Annotated in this window: 13 protein-coding genes; 4 read left to right on the top strand and 9 right to left on the bottom strand. The window is 65.3% G+C overall.

The annotated features are described in order from the left end of the window. Window positions 1-10: 10 nt before the first annotated feature. From ubiG to ACNFCI_RS07640, 3 genes are all read left to right on the top strand, one after another. Window positions 11-709: a bifunctional 2-polyprenyl-6-hydroxyphenol methylase/3-demethylubiquinol 3-O-methyltransferase UbiG gene (gene ubiG / locus ACNFCI_RS07630; protein ID WP_416767747.1), complete on the top strand. Its 699-nt coding sequence runs from the start codon at window positions 11-13 to the stop codon at window positions 707-709. A 2-nt stretch (window positions 710-711) separates the two neighbouring features. Continuing rightward, window positions 712-1383, top strand: a complete 672-nt coding sequence (mupP, locus tag ACNFCI_RS07635; RefSeq protein WP_084854910.1) for an N-acetylmuramic acid 6-phosphate phosphatase MupP — start codon at window positions 712-714, stop codon at window positions 1381-1383. An 81-nt stretch (window positions 1384-1464) separates the two neighbouring features. Then, window positions 1465-2205, top strand: coding sequence for a YciK family oxidoreductase (locus ACNFCI_RS07640; RefSeq protein ID WP_084854909.1), 741 nt, complete (start codon window positions 1465-1467; stop codon window positions 2203-2205). A gap of 110 nt (window positions 2206-2315) precedes the next feature. On the opposite strand, the gene ACNFCI_RS07645 is transcribed toward ACNFCI_RS07640, so the two are convergent. The 7 genes from ACNFCI_RS07645 to ACNFCI_RS07675 form a co-directional block, all read right to left on the bottom strand. Then, on the bottom strand, window positions 2316-3101 hold the full coding sequence (locus ACNFCI_RS07645) for a TenA family transcriptional regulator (protein WP_324816950.1): 786 nt from the start codon (window positions 3099-3101) through the stop codon (window positions 2316-2318). A gap of 44 nt (window positions 3102-3145) precedes the next feature. Beyond that, a complete protein-coding gene (locus ACNFCI_RS07650; RefSeq protein WP_324816952.1) occupies window positions 3146-5602 on the bottom strand; it encodes an EAL domain-containing protein in 2457 nt (818 codons plus the stop codon). Between the two features lie 148 nt (window positions 5603-5750). Continuing rightward, window positions 5751-7583, bottom strand: a complete 1833-nt coding sequence (locus ACNFCI_RS07655; RefSeq protein ID WP_324816955.1) for an ABC transporter ATP-binding protein — start codon at window positions 7581-7583, stop codon at window positions 5751-5753. Beyond that, window positions 7576-8208: a DsbA family protein gene (locus ACNFCI_RS07660; RefSeq protein ID WP_416767749.1), complete on the bottom strand. Its 633-nt coding sequence runs from the start codon at window positions 8206-8208 to the stop codon at window positions 7576-7578. Before ACNFCI_RS07660 ends, ACNFCI_RS07655 begins: the two co-directional genes overlap by 8 nt. 4 nt (window positions 8209-8212) lie before the next feature. Then, window positions 8213-9145: a rhodanese-related sulfurtransferase gene (locus tag ACNFCI_RS07665; protein WP_084854904.1), complete on the bottom strand. Its 933-nt coding sequence runs from the start codon at window positions 9143-9145 to the stop codon at window positions 8213-8215. Window positions 9146-9363: 218 nt separating this feature from the next. Then, window positions 9364-9660, bottom strand: coding sequence for a BolA family protein (locus tag ACNFCI_RS07670; protein ID WP_196145737.1), 297 nt, complete (start codon window positions 9658-9660; stop codon window positions 9364-9366). Between the two features lie 10 nt (window positions 9661-9670). Then, complete coding sequence (locus tag ACNFCI_RS07675; protein WP_368830289.1) at window positions 9671-10198, bottom strand: DUF2059 domain-containing protein; 528 nt, start codon at window positions 10196-10198, stop codon at window positions 9671-9673. 154 nt (window positions 10199-10352) lie between these two features. Here ACNFCI_RS07675 and ACNFCI_RS07680 point away from each other — a divergent pair, with 154 nt between their 5' ends. Further along, the gene (locus ACNFCI_RS07680; RefSeq protein ID WP_084854901.1) at window positions 10353-11747 is read left to right on the top strand and encodes a class II fumarate hydratase; all 1395 of its coding nucleotides are present in this window, start codon (window positions 10353-10355) and stop codon (window positions 11745-11747) included. Between the two features lie 151 nt (window positions 11748-11898). Here ACNFCI_RS07680 and ACNFCI_RS07685 read toward each other — a convergent pair whose 3' ends face one another. Beyond that, window positions 11899-12867 (bottom strand): DMT family transporter, encoded by a 969-nt coding sequence (locus ACNFCI_RS07685; protein ID WP_084854900.1) that lies wholly within the window; start codon window positions 12865-12867, stop codon window positions 11899-11901. A gap of 196 nt (window positions 12868-13063) precedes the next feature. After that, the gene (gene pap / locus ACNFCI_RS07690) at window positions 13064-14557 is read right to left on the bottom strand and encodes a polyphosphate:AMP phosphotransferase (RefSeq protein WP_084854899.1); all 1494 of its coding nucleotides are present in this window, start codon (window positions 14555-14557) and stop codon (window positions 13064-13066) included. Between the last annotated feature and the right edge of the window lie 190 nt (window positions 14558-14747).

Consider the following 14747-nt stretch of genomic DNA (forward strand, 5'->3'; position numbering starts at 1 on the left):
GGATTGTTCCATGAGCAACGTCGACCACGCCGAAATCGCCAAGTTCGAAGCCCTGGCCCACCGTTGGTGGGACCGCGAGAGCGAGTTCAAGCCGCTGCACGACATCAACCCGCTGCGGGTCAACTGGATCGACGAGCGCGTGGGCCTGGCCGGCAAGAAGATACTGGACGTCGGCTGCGGCGGCGGCATCCTCAGTGAGGCCATGGCCCTGCGTGGCGCCAGCGTCACCGGCATCGACATGGGCGAGGCGCCGCTGGCGGTGGCCCAACTGCACCAGCTGGAGTCAGGTGTCGAAGTGCAATACCGGCGCATCACCGCCGAGGACATGGCCGAGGAAATGGCCGGCCAGTTCGACGTGGTCACCTGCCTCGAGATGCTCGAACACGTGCCGGATCCATCCTCGGTGATCCGCGCCTGCCACCGCCTGGTCAAACCCGGCGGCCAGGTGTTCTTCTCCACCATCAACCGCAACCCCAAGGCCTACCTGCTGGCCATCGTCGGCGCCGAGTACATCCTCAAGATGCTGCCGCGCGGCACCCACGACTTCAAGAAATTCATCCGCCCGTCCGAGCTGGGGGCCTGGAGCCGCACCGCAGGCCTGGAGGTCAAGGACATCATCGGCCTGACCTACAACCCGCTGACCAAGCACTACAAGCTCAGCAGCGACGTGGACGTCAACTACATGATCCAGACCCTGCGCGAGGAATAAGCATGCGTTTGCGAGCCGTACTCTTCGACATGGATGGCACCCTGCTGGACACCGCGCCGGACTTCATCGCCATCTGCCAGGGCATGCTGGCCGACCGGGGCCTGCCGGCCATCGACGATCAGCGCATCCGCGACGTGATCTCCGGCGGCGCCCGCGCCATGGTCGCGGCCACCTTCGCCCTGGACCCGGACGCCGAAGGCTTCGAGGCCCTGCGCCTGGAGTTCCTGGAGCGCTACCAGCGCGACTGCGCCGTGCACAGCAAGCTGTTCGACGGCATGGCCGAGCTGCTCGAGGACATCGAGAAAGGCAACCTGCTGTGGGGCGTGGTGACCAACAAGCCGGTGCGTTTCGCCGAACCCATCATGCAGCGCCTGGGCCTGGCCGAGCGCTCGGCCCTGCTGATCTGCCCGGACCACGTCAAGAACAGCAAGCCCGACCCCGAGCCGCTGATCCTGGCCTGCAAGACCCTCGACCTGGACCCGGCCAGCGTCCTGTTCGTGGGCGACGACCTGCGCGACATCGAGTCCGGCCGCGACGCCGGCACCCGCACGGCGGCGGTGCGTTATGGCTATATTCATCCTCAGGACAACCCCAACAACTGGGGGGCCGATGTGGTGGTGGACCACCCGTTGGACCTGCGCAAGGTGATCGACAGCGCGCTGTGCGGCTGCTGAACATCTGGCACCGCAATTCCTGTGGGAGCGGGTTTGCCCCCACAAGGGTTCGCGCAAGATTTATGAACAAGGACACCTGACATGTTCGACTACACCGCCCGCCCCGACCTGCTCAAAGGCCGGATCATCCTGGTCACCGGCGCCGGCCGTGGCATCGGTGCCGCCGCCGCCAAGGCCTATGCCGCCCTGGGCGCCACGGTGCTGCTGCTGGGCAAGACCGAGGCCAACCTCAACGAGGTCTACGACCAGATCGAGGCCGCCGGCCACCCGCAGCCGGTGGTGATCCCGTTCAACCTGGAAACCGCCCTGCCCCACCAGTACAACGAGCTGGCGGTGATGATCGAGGACCAGTTCGGGCGCCTCGACGGGCTGCTCAACAACGCCTCGATCATCGGCCCGCGCACGCCGCTGGAGCAGCTCTCGGGCGACAACTTCATGCGGGTGATGCACATCAACGTCAACGCCACCTTCATGTTGACCAGCACCCTGCTGCCGCTGCTCAAGCTGTCCGAGGACGCCTCGGTGGTGTTCACCTCCAGCAGCGTCGGGCGCAAGGGCCGGGCGTACTGGGGTGCCTATGGGGTGTCGAAGTTCGCCACCGAGGGCCTGATGCAGACCCTGGCCGACGAGCTGGAAGGCGTAGCACCGGTGCGTGCCAACAGCATCAACCCGGGCGCGACCCGCACCGCCATGCGCGCCCAGGCCTACCCGAGCGAAAATCCGCAGAACAACCCGCTGCCCGAAGAGATCATGCCGGTGTACCTGTACCTGATGGGGCCGGACAGCGCTGGGGTGAACGGGCAGGCGTTCAACGCTCAATAAGAGCTGCCTGGGCTGACGTAATCGCCGGCAAGCCGGCTCCCACAGGTATTGCGGTGTCTCTGAAAACAGCGCAGGACAAGTGGGAGCCGGCTTGCCGGCGATAGGGCCTGTCAGCCGGCCGCCAGTGCCGGCCTCATCCGCTCTTGCTGGCGATTCTCCAGCTGCATGCACCGCTCCAGGAACAGGAACATGCAGTCATAGCTCTTGCAGATGGTCCTGCGCAGTTCGCTCCTGAGCCCCTGGGTCGGGTTCTCCCCGGCCAGCGTACAGATGATCTCCAGCGCCTCCCAGGGGTGCGCATCATCGTACTGCGCATGCAACTTCAGCCACTTCATCGCCCGCTTGCGAATCGCGTCAGGGAAGCCCTGGGCATAGGTATCGGTCGAGCACACCAGCGCCGCCCACTCACCGGTGGCGCCTTCGATGGCATAGTTGGTGGCAGCCATCGACAGCGCCAACGACTCGGTGGCGCATACCCGCCAGCACCAGTCGTTGAGGCCATTGAGCTCCGGTGGCACCTCCTGGGCCTGCAGGTCGGCCAGGCTCACGCCATGGGCCTGGCACCAGTGCAACCAGTAGTCGGCATGGTTGAGCTCGACGCGGATGTTGCGCATCAGCCAGCGCCGCGCCATGTCCTCGCCGGGGTGGCGGGCGTAGCGGGTCTTGGTGATGTTGTGGGCCATGTACAGCGAGAACTGCTCGACCACCGGCCAGCCACCGATCAGGTACTGGCGGATGGTTTGCTGCTTGAGCTCGCCATCGCGCAGGCGCTGGTAGAACTCATGCTCCACCACCCGCCGCTTGCTTTCACGGCAGTCTTCGAGCAGTTGCTGGGCCCAGGTGGGGTAGCTTGCAGGGTCCATCAGAGGACCGATCCGAACGAATGTATCAATCACTTTCCAGCTCCTTGAATCATGTGATCATCCGGACGGCTCCTTTTTTAACGAAAGGTCCCAGGCGCCCGGTGCAACAGGGGCCTTGCGGCTATTCGTTGGCGTTGCAGGCTGTCGCAGGTGAATACCTGCGGCCGCTCGATGAGGTAACCCTGGGCATAATCCACGCCGATTTCCTGCAACGCCTGCTCGATCAACGGCGTCTCGACGAACTCGGCGATGGTCCGCTTGCCCATGACATGGCCGATGTGATTGATCACCTCGACCATGGCACGGTTGATGGGGTCATCGAGCATGTCTTTGACGAAACTTCCGTCGATCTTCAGGAAGTCTACAGGCAGATGTTTCAAGTACGCGAATGACGACATCCCGGCACAGAAGTCGTCCAGGGAGAACTTGCAGCCCAGGCCTTTCAATTCATTGATGAAGCGAATGGCACTGCCGAGATTGGCGATAGCGCTGGTCTCGGTAATTTCGAAACAGACCAGCCGCGGCGGTATGCGGAACTCCTCGAACAAGCGGTGCAGGTACTCCAGGAACTTGTCATCGCCGATGCTCGAGCCCGACAGGTTGATGGCGCACATGGCCAGCGGGCCATCCCGGCCTTCGTCCAGGCTTTGGCGGATGACCTGGAACACGTTGCGCACCACCCAGCGATCCAGGGCAGTCATCATGCCGTAGCGTTCGGCGGCAGGAATGAAGGTGCTGGGCAGGATGGTGCGGCCGCTTTCGTCATGCAGGCGCAGCAGGATCTCCAGATGCCCCGGCCCCTCGATAGCAGTCAGCGGGGCGATTTCCTGGGCATACAGGCAGAAGCGGTTTTCCTCCAGGGCCACATGCAGGCGCTGGATCCAGGCCATTTCGCCGAAGCGCAGCGACAGTTCGCTGTCGTCGGGGTGGTACACCTGCACCCGGTTGCGCCCCTTTTCCTTGGCCATGTAGCAGGCCATGTCGGCGGCGCGTAGAGATGCCTCCAGGGTGCCGGCCGGCTGGGCGATGTGCACAAGGCCGATGCTCACGGTGGTGACGAAGGGTCGCCCCTTCCACACGAAGTGCAGGGTCTGCACGGCCTGGCGCAGCTGCTCGGCGATGCGCTCGGCCTGCTCCGGCGGGCAGTTTTCCAGCAACACACCGAATTCGTCGCCGCCCAGGCGCGCCAGGGTATCGCCTTCACGCAGGCCCGCCTGCAGCACCGCACAGATATGCCGCAACAGCTCATCGCCTGCGGCATGGCCACTGGTGTCATTGACCAGCTTGAACTGGTCCAGGTCCAGGAACATCAATGAATGTCGCCCGGCCTGACGGGTCAGGCCGTTGAGCGCCTGTTCCAGGCGATATTCGAACTCGCGACGGTTGGCGAGGCCGGTCAAGGCATCGTGAGTCGCCTGCCAGGACAGGTTGGCGATGTACTGGCGTTCCTGGGTCATGTCGTGTAGCGCCAGCACCAGGCCGGTCACCTGGTTGTCGCTGTAGATCGGCGAACCCACCAGGCTGATCGACACCGTGCTGCCATCCAGGCGCTGGATCAGCCGGGCATGCTCGGAGCCCCCCTTGAGGCTGCCGCTGAGCACCTGCTCGACCAAGGTGCGGTTGTCATGCTCGGCATGCTCGTCCACCAGGCTGAACAACGCCGCCAGGGGCATCCCCTGGGCCTGGCCGGCCGGCCAGTGGGTGAGCAGTTCGGCAGCGGGGTTCATGTAGACGATGAGGCCGTCGACGTCGGTGGTGATCACCGCATCGCCGATCGACTGCAAGGTGATCTGCGCGCGCTCGCGCTCGGCCTGCAAGGCCTGGGCGAAGGCCTGGCGCTGGCCCAGCAGCTTGCTCGAACGGCGCCAGGCGATGGTGATCAGGAACAAGGCCGTGGCCAGGTTGGTGATCAGCAGCACGCGCAACAGCATGCGCGAACCTTCCCCCAGGGCATCGCTGAAGGCCCTGGCGGCCGGCGTCACGCCTTCATTGATGGCAACGATGCGGGCCCGCCAGGCGTTGACTTGCGCCGGGGTGACCTGGCCCTGGGTGAAACCTGCACGCATTTCGTTGGCCACCACGTCCAGTTGACGCAGGTAGTCGTCGCCGATGTCCCAGTAGGCGATGGCCGTTTCCATGTAGCTGATATGGCGAAAGTTGCGATAGAACCAGATGATCCGGGCGACGTCGTCGGGGTGGTTGCCGCCTTGCAGGATGCCCTTGCGCGCGGCCTCCACATCCGGGTTGGACTGGTCCAGCGCCAGGCGCAACTCGCGGTCGCCCTTGGGCACCTCGGTGGCCTGCAGGTAGCGCTGGTAGGTGCGCTCGTCGCGGGTGTCGGCATACAGGCTGAGGTAGTAGATGGCGTCCTTCTGGGCTTTGGACCACAGGCTTTCGCCCGCGACATAGGCGCGCACGGCGGACATGGCATAAAGGCTCATGCTGCCCAGCAGCACCTGGAAAATCACAACAGCGACGAACGGCCAGGTGATGCCCAGCAACTTCGGCGCTTCGAGAGTCCGATTTCCCTTCATGTAATCCTTGTCACCGAACAGGTAGGCGCATGTCGACCCAGACAAGCACAGCGTAGGCCATTTGCCAGGGATTCGACGGGTATTTTAGAGCCTGGAAGGGGCCGCTGCCCGGCCCAATCGCGGGGCAAGCCCGCTCCCACAGGGGTGTTCAAGTCTGCTGCAAATGCCCATACAGTTTGGCATACAGGCCACCCTCGGCGATCAACTGCTGGTGATCGCCATCCTCGGCCACGTGCCCACCGTCGAACACCAGTACCCGGTCCGCCTGCTTAACCGCAGACAAGCGGTGGGCGATGATCAAGGTGGTACGTCCGCTCAGGAAACACGCCATGGCCTGGTGCAGGTTGTACTCGGTGGCGGCGTCCAGGGCCGAGGTGGCTTCGTCGAGGATCACCACCTTGGGCTCGGCCAGGATCATGCGGGCGATCGCCAGGCGCTGGCGCTGGCCGCCCGACAGGCGCACGCCGGAGCGCCCCACCACGCTGTCCAGGCCCTGGGGCAAGGCGGCGATGGTGGCATCCAGTTGGGCGATGCGCAGGGCCTGCCAGCAGGCCTCGTCGCTGCAGTCGCGGCCCAGGGTGAGGTTGGCGCGCACGCTGTCGTTGAACAGCGAAGGGTGCTGCAACACCACCGCGACATTCTCGCGCAGGGTCTCGTAGCCGATTTCCTGAAGGCTCGCACCGCCGAAGCGGATGGTACCGCCCTGGGCGCTGTACAGGCCCAGCAGCAACTGCACCAGGGTGCTCTTGCCGCCACCGCTGGCCCCCACGATCGCCACCTTCTCGCCGGCGGCGATGGACAGGTCCAGGTGTTCCAGCACCGGCTCCTCGGCATAGGCGAAACGCAGGTCACGCACCTCGATGCCGACCGTGTCGCGCCCGGCGAAGGGGTCGACGGCCGCCGGGTACTGGGGCTCGTCGGCCCGTGCCAGCAGCTCGTTGAGCCGGCTCAGGGCGCCGCCGGCGGCATAATAGGCGTACTGCAGGTTGAGCAACTGCTCCACCGGCCCGATCATGAACCACAGGTAGCTGAACACCGCCAGCATCTGGCCGATGGACAGGTCGGAGAACAGCACCGTGAGCATGGCCGCAGCACGGAAGATATCGATGCCGAACTGGAACAACAACCCACTGGCACGGCCGCTGGCGTCGCTTTTCCACTGCGAGGCCACAGCATAGTCGCGCACCTCCCGGGCCCGCAGGCCAAGGCGGCCGAGGAAATAGCCCTGGCGGTTGCCGGCGCGCACCTCCTGGATGGCATCCAGGGTCTCGGCCAGGGCCTGGGTGAAGCGCGCGGTACTGTCGTTCTCCAGCTTCTTCAGGTGCTTGACCCGCTTGCCCAACTGCACGGTGAAGTAGATCACCAGCGGGTTGAACAGCAGGATCAGCATGGCCAGCTGCCAGTGCATCCAGATCAGGATGGCGGCGGTGCCGGTGAGGGTGAGCACGGCCACCAGGAAGCGGCTCAGGGTCTCGCCGACGAATTTGTCCAGGGTGTCCAGGTCGGTGACCAGGTGCGTGGTCACCGTCCCGCTGCCCAGGCTTTCGTACTCCTTGAGGGAGATCCGCTTGAGCCGCTCGATCAGGCGGATGCGCAAACGGTACACGATGTCCTTGGCCAGGCCCGCGAACAGCCTGGCCTGGACCACGTTGAAGGCCAGCGCGGCCAGGCGCAGGCCGAGGGTGGCAAACAGCATCAGGCCGATGTAGCCGGCCGCCACTTGCCAGCTGCCGGGCAGGAAGTGGTTCATCCACTTGAGCGCGGCGTCGCCATGGCCCAGCAGCACTTCGTCCACCAGCAACGGCAGCAGCAACGGGATCGGCACACTGCACAAGGCGGCGAGCACGGCCACCAGGTTGGCGGTCCACAGGGCTTTCTTGTGGTGCAGGGCCAGGCGGCGGATTTCCGCCCAGCTCAAGCGATCGGGCACAGCGGGGGCCTTCCCCGGCACAGGGTCGGACGACCCCGGCAGGTCAAGCACAAGCGGCCTGCTGCAGCCAGCGGCCGAGCAAGGGTTGCAGACGCTCCAGCGGCTGGTAGCCGTTGGTCAGCAGGGCCAGCTGGCCATTGCGCTCGGCCAGCAGGGTCGGGAAGCCGGCGATACCGAGGTCTTGCACCCAACTGAAGTCGGCCGCGGTGGCGGCACGGGTATCGGGGCTGGAGAACGCTTCGGCGAAGCGTGCACGGTCGAAACCGACCTGCTCGGCCAGTTCTACCAACTGCGGGGCGCGGGTGACGTCCACGCCCTGCTCGTAGAAGGCCTGCTGGATCGCTGCCAGCAATGGCCAGGCACGCTCGGCATCGAGCTCGCGGGCAGCCACCAGGGCGCGGCAGGCAGGCTCGGTGTCGTAGACGAAGCCGTCAGGCATGGCGCCCTCGAAGCGAAAAGCCTGGCCGGTGGCCTCGGCGACCGCCTGCCAGTGCTCGAGGATGTAGCGGCGAGTCGAGGCGTCCAGGGCACTGCTGCCCGAGCGCAGCCCGCCGGGCACCAGGCGCGTCGGCACGCCGGCCGCACGGGCCTGGGCGATCAGCGCCTCGGCCACCGGGGCGAAGCCCCAGCACCAGGAGCACATCGGGTCCATCACATACAGCAGGCGTGCGGACATGCAGTCAAGCCTCGGCTTTGTAGTTGTAACCGATCGGGTGAGGCAGGTTGCGCGCCTTGGCCAGCTCGATCTGCTTCTGCCGGTCGATGGCGCTGCGCCGGGTCTTCTCGCTCAGGCTGTCCCAGCAATGCGGGCAGCTGATGCCTGGCGAATAGTGTTCGGACGCACGGTCCTCCACGCTGATCGGGTGGCGGCAGGCATGGCACTGGTCGTACTCGCCCTCGGTCAGGTCATGGCGCACCGTGACGCGGTTGTCGAAGACGAAGCAGTCGCCGTCCCAGAGGCTTTCTTCCTGAGGCACTTCCTCGAAGTATTTCAGGATGCCGCCCTTAAGATGATAGACCTCCTCGAAGCCTTCACCGAGCATGTAGCTGGAGGCTTTTTCACAGCGGATACCGCCGGTGCAGAACATCGCAACCTTCTTGTGCCGGCTGGGGTCGAAGTTGGCCTTGATGTACTCGGGGAACTGGCGGAAGGTCTCGGTCTTGGGGTCGATGGCGCCCTTGAAGGTGCCGATGGCCACTTCGTAGTCGTTGCGGGTGTCGATCAGCAGCACCTCGGGGTCGCTGATCAGGGCATTCCAGTCCTTGGGCTCGACGTAGGTGCCGACCTTGTGGTTCGGGTCCACGCCCGGCACGCCCAGGGTGACGATCTCTTTCTTGAGCTTGACCTTGGTGCGGTAGAACGGCTGTTCGTCGCAGTAGGATTCCTTGTGGTCGATGTCCACCAGGCGCGGGTCGTTGCGCAGCCAGGCGAGCAGACCATCGATGCCTTCACGGGTGCCCGAGACGGTGCCGTTGATGCCTTCGAGGGCCAGCAGCAAGGTGCCTTTGACGCCGTTGTCGACCATGGTCTTGAGCAGCGGCTCGCGCAGCTCGACGTAGTCTTCCAGGGTGACGAACTTGTACAGCGCCGCCACGACGATAGCTTGGGTCATGAATCGATTCTCCAGGTGGTCGCCCTCGTAAGGGGCGGACCGGGTTCTACACAAAGCATGGGGGCTGCTGCGCAGCCCATCGCCGGCAAGCCGGCTCCCACAGGTTCGGCGCAGCCATCAAGCGCTGCACTGTACCTGTGGGAGCCGGCTTGCCGGCGATGGGCCGCGCAGCGGCCCCCAGGGAATGTCGCGGATTGTATCAGAACGACCGAAAGGATTCAGTGCCCGCCGCCGGCGCACACCGGCGAGGCCGGTGCGACACCGACCGCCGCCCATTCCTCCGGGGTATAGGTGTGGATGGCCAGGGCATGGATCTGCCCCATCAGCTCACCCATGGTGGCGTAGACCTTCTGGTGGCGCTTGACGCTGTTCAACCCGGCGAACTGCTCGCTGACCAGCACCGCCTTGTAGTGGGTCTCCTGGCCACGGCTGTGCATGTGGCTTTCGTTGTGCACTTCAAGGTGCTGCGTGGCCAGCGGCGCCAGCTGCTGTTCGATGCGTTGCTGCATGCTCATCGGGCGTTACTCACTTCTTCGCGGGTGCGGCCTTGCCGGCGTTGGGGGCCAGTTCCTTGGTCATGTCGTCGAGCAGCTTGTTGACCACAGGCACCGCAGGCTCGAGCTTGGCCTGGGTCATCTGGGCCGACTGCTGGGTGACCTTGGGCATCTCGCGCATGACCTTGCGGCCCAGCGGCGACTCGTAGAACTTGACCAGGTCCTTGAGCTCGGCCTCGGTGAAGGTGTCGGTGTACAACTTGACCATGTCCGGCTTGATCTTGTTCCAGCCGATGGCGTTGTCCAGGGCGGCGTTGGCCTTGGCCTGGTAGCTCTCCAGCACGGCTTGCTTGGAGGTCGGCGCCTTGGTCTGGGCGAAGCGCTGGGCGAACATCTGCTGGACCTGCATGTAGACCGGGGTGCCCAGCTTGTCGGCGTTGGCCAGGGTCAGGAATTTTTCCGCGGCGGCGTTGTGGCTGGCGGTGGCGGCCAGGACCTGGCCACTGGCGAAGGCCAGGGTAACGGCAGCGGCGGCGCAAAGGGCACGGAGACGGGTCATTGCATTTCCTTCAAGAGAGGGAGGGGTTACCTCAGAGAAGAGCATTCTGCGCCGCAGCGGGCACAGTGCTCAAGTGGCGCGACGAGCGACGGAACCGCTCTGTCGATTCAAGGCCTAAACTGCGGTTTCGGACAGACAAAGGAGTGAACGCAGTATGAGCCGTATCGAGACAGACAGCCTGGGCCCGGTCGAAGTTCCAGAGGACGCCTACTGGGGCGCGCAGACCCAGCGTTCGCTGATCAACTTCGCCATCGGCAAGGAGCGCATGCCCCTGGCCGTGCTGCACGCCCTGGCCCTGGTCAAGAAGGCCGCCGCGCGCGTCAACGACCGCAACGGCGACCTGCCGGCGGACATCGCCCGGCTCATCGAGCAGGCTGCCGACGAAGTGCTCGCCGGTGAACATGACGACCAGTTCCCGCTCGTCGTCTGGCAGACCGGCAGCGGCACCCAGAGCAACATGAACGTCAACGAGGTGATCGCCGGCCGCGCCAACGAGCTGGCCGGCAAGGGTCGAGGCGGCAAGACGCCGGTGCACCCGAACGACCACGTCAACCGCTCCCAGAGCTCCAACGACTGCTTCCCCACCGCCATGCACATCGCCGCCGCCCAGGCGGTGCACCACAAGCTGCTGCCGGCGATCGCCGAGCTGTCGGCAGGGCTGGCGGAACTGTCGGCGCGTCACCAGCACCTGGTCAAGACCGGCCGCACCCACATGATGGACGCCACCCCCATCACCTTCGGCCAGGAGCTGTCGGCGTTCGTCGCCCAGCTCGACTACGCCCAGCGGGCGATCCGCGCCAGCCTGCCGGCGGTGTGCGAACTGGCCCAGGGCGGGACTGCGGTGGGCACAGGCTTGAATGCCCCGCACGGGTTCGCCGAGGCCATCGCCGCGGAGTTGGCAGCGCTGTCGGGCCTGCCCTTCGTCACCGCACCGAACAAGTTCGCCGCCCTCGCCGGCCATGAGCCGCTGACCACCCTGGCCGGCGCCCTCAAGACCCTCGCCGTGGCCCTGATGAAGATCGCCAACGACCTGCGCCTGCTCGGCTCGGGCCCCCGGGCGGGGCTGGCCGAGGTACGCCTGCCGGCCAACGAGCCGGGCAGCTCGATCATGCCGGGCAAGGTCAACCCGACCCAGTGCGAGGCGCTGTCGATGCTGGCCTGCCAGGTGCTGGGCAACGATGCCGCCATCGGCTTTGCCGCCAGCCAGGGGCACTTGCAACTGAACGTGTTCAAGCCGGTGATCATTCATAACCTGCTGCAGTCGATCGAGCTGCTGGCCGATGGCTGCCACAACTTCCAGCAGCACTGCGTGGCGGGCATCGAACCGGACGCCGAGCAGATGGCCGCGCACCTGGAGCGGGGGCTGATGCTGGTGACGGCGCTGAACCCGCATATCGGCTACGACAAGGCCGCGGAGATCGCCAAGAAGGCCTATAGCGAAGGCAAGACGTTGCGTGAGGCGGCGCTGGAGCTGAAGTACCTGACCAACGAGCAATTCGACCAGTGGGTGAGGCCGGAGAACATGCTGGCTCCGGGGGCCAAAGGCTGATCCTCAAATACACGCACGCCCCCTGTAGGAGCGGCCTTGTGCCGCGATCGGGCGCGAAGCGGCCATAGACCCTGCTTGCACGGCACTCCTGGCAGAACGCGGTCGCAGGTTTTACGGCCGCTTCGCGCCCGATCGCGGCACAAGGCCGCTCCTACAAGAGGGCGCGTGCGCGCATTCTGGCCCGTCGCGCACGCCACCCGGCCACCAAGGAAGGTCCCAGGGCCACCAGCGCCGAGCCCAGCACCACCGTCACCGCCCCCACATATCCCAGGGCATTGATGTCTTCGGCATGCACATACGCCGGCCACAACCAGGCCGCCAGCGCCACTGCGACGAAGGTCACCAGCGGCGTCAGCGCCAAGGTCGCGCTCACCCGCGAAGCTTCCCAATGGGCCAGCGCCTCGGCGAAGGCGCCATAGGCCACCAGGGTGTTGAGGCAGCACGCCAGCAACAACCACCCCTGCAGCGGGCTCAACTGCAGTGCTTCCAGTGGATGCACCCAGGGCGTGAGCAGCACCGCGCAGCACAGATAGATCACCATCATCACCTGCTGCGAATGCCATACCGTCAGCAGTTGCTTCTGGCTCAGGGCGTAGAACACCCAGATGCTGGTGGCCAGGATGATGGTCAGCACGCCGGTGGTGTAGGTGCCCAGCGAGGTCAGCAGTTCTTCCAGGCGTTGGTTGAAGAACAGGCCGAAACCGGCCAGCAGTACCAGCAAGCCCATGCCCTGCCCCAGGCTGAAGCGCTCCTTGAACACGAACACACTGGCCACCAGCAGCAATACCGGGCCGAGCTGTACCACCAGTTGCGCGGTACCGGGACTGAGCAGGTTGAGCCCGACCAAGTACAGAACGTAGTTGCCCACCAGCCCGCACACGGCCACCGCCACCAGGCCATAGCCCTTGCGCCCCAGCTTGTCGAACGAGGGCAGGCGCCGGTTGGCCGCGAGCCAGGCGAACAGCAGGCCGCCCGACACCAGCAGGCGGTACCAGGTGACGGTCATCGGGTCCATCACCTGCAGGACCTGCTTGAGCTTGATCGGCAGGATGCCCCAGAGCAGCGCGGTCAGAAGTGCCAGGAACAGGCCATAGACCCAGCGTCCGGAAGAAATGTGCATAGCGTCCTCGAATCAGGCCCATGGGAAGGGTGCGGAAATTCTACGGGGTTTGGAGTATCGGGCTGGGGAAAAGTGGCGGGAAAATAATTCATCGGGTTATTCCGGGAAGGCATGGGTGCCTGTCATGCCCCAATCGCCGGCAAGCCGGCTAGAGGCACCGTAGTACCTGTAGGAGCCGGCTTGCCGGCGATTGGGCCTACTTCTTGTCTTTGGCGAACGCCGCCTCCAGCGCCTGGTTGATCGTCCTGAGCACCTTCACCCGCGCCCAACGCTTGTCGTTGGCTTCCACCAACGTCCATGGCGCGATCTCGGTGCTGGTCCGGTCGACCATGTCCCCCACCGCCTCGGCATACACCTCCCATTTGTCGCGGTTGCGCCAGTCCTCCTCGGTGATCTTGTAGCGCTTGAAGGGGATCTGCTCGCGCTCCTCGAAGCGCTCCAACTGGGTCTGCGGGTCGATCGCCAGCCAGAACTTGACCACCACCACGCCGGCATTGGTCAGCTGTTCCTCGAAGTCGTTGATCTCGCCGTAGGCACGCATCCAGTCGGCCGGCGTGCAGAACCCCTCGACCCGCTCCACCAGCACCCGGCCATACCAGGAGCGGTCGAAGATAGTGAACTTGCCGCGCGCCGGGATATGGCGCCAGAAACGCCATAGGTACGGCTGGGCGCGTTCCTCCTCGGTGGGCGCGGCCACCGGTACGATGCGGTACTGGCGGGGGTCGAGCGCGGCCGCCACGCGGCGGATCGCCCCACCCTTGCCTGCCGCGTCGTTGCCTTCGAATACCGCCACCAGGGCGTGCCGACGCATCTGCTTGTGGCGCAGCAGGCCGGCCAGGCGCGCCTGCTCGGTCACCAGTTGTTCTTGGTAGTCGGCCTTGTCCAGGCGCCGGCTCAGGTCCAGGGCACCGAGCAGGCTCTTCTGGTCGATGCTGCGGCCCAGCGGGGCCACGTTGCCCTGGTGCTTGGTGCTCGGTGCGCTGGCCAGCGCGGCCTGCAGGCTCTCCAGCAGAATGCGCCCCACCGCCAGGCTGCGGTAGTACGGGTCGACGCCCTCGATCACGTGCCAGGGCGCATAGTCACGGCTGGTGCGGCGCAGCACGCGCTCGCCGAAACGCACGAAACGGTCGTAGGTCTGCGACTGTTGCCAGTCCAGTGGGCTGATGCGCCAGCTGTGCAGCGGGTCGTCCTTGAGCGCCTTGAGCCGGGCCTTCATCTGCTTCTTGGACAGGTGGAACCAGAACTTGATGATCAGCGCACCTTCATCGCAGAGCATCTGCTCCAGGCGCTCGGCACCGGTGATGGCCTGGTCGAGCACGGCGTCCTTGAACAGGCCGTGCACCCGCCCCTGGAGCATCTGGCTGTACCAGTTGCCGAAGAACACGCCCATCCGCCCTTTCGGCGGCAGGGCCCGCCAGTAGCGCCAGGCCGGGGGGCGGGCCAGTTCTTCGTCGGTCTGCTGGTCGAAGGTGCGCACCTCGATCAGGCGCGGGTCCATCCATTCATTGAGCAACTTGACCGTCTCGCCTTTGCCGGCACCTTCGATGCCGTTGATCAGCACGATCACCGGGAAGCGCGCCTGCTGCTTGAGTTCGTACTGGGCCTCGAGCAGCGCCTCGCGCAACGCGGGCACTTCGGCGTCGTACGCCTCCTTGTCGATGCTGTGTCCTATTTCGGCGGATTCGAACATGGGTGGCCTTGGCTCCTTCAATGGATAAGCAAGACTAGCGGATTGCGCGCCAGGCTTCAGGCCTCAATCGCCCCATAAGCGCTGAATGTGTGGGCGCAACTGTCTTGAGTTGCTTGCTCCGGCCCAATCGCCGGGCAGCCCGGGCCCCCCACGTGTTGGGTGCACCCGCCCGGGGGGGGCCGGCCTGCCC

It is taken from the genome of Pseudomonas sp. NY15356 (genome assembly GCF_048068175.1).
GTDB classification, from domain to species: domain Bacteria; phylum Pseudomonadota; class Gammaproteobacteria; order Pseudomonadales; family Pseudomonadaceae; genus Aquipseudomonas; species Aquipseudomonas putida_K.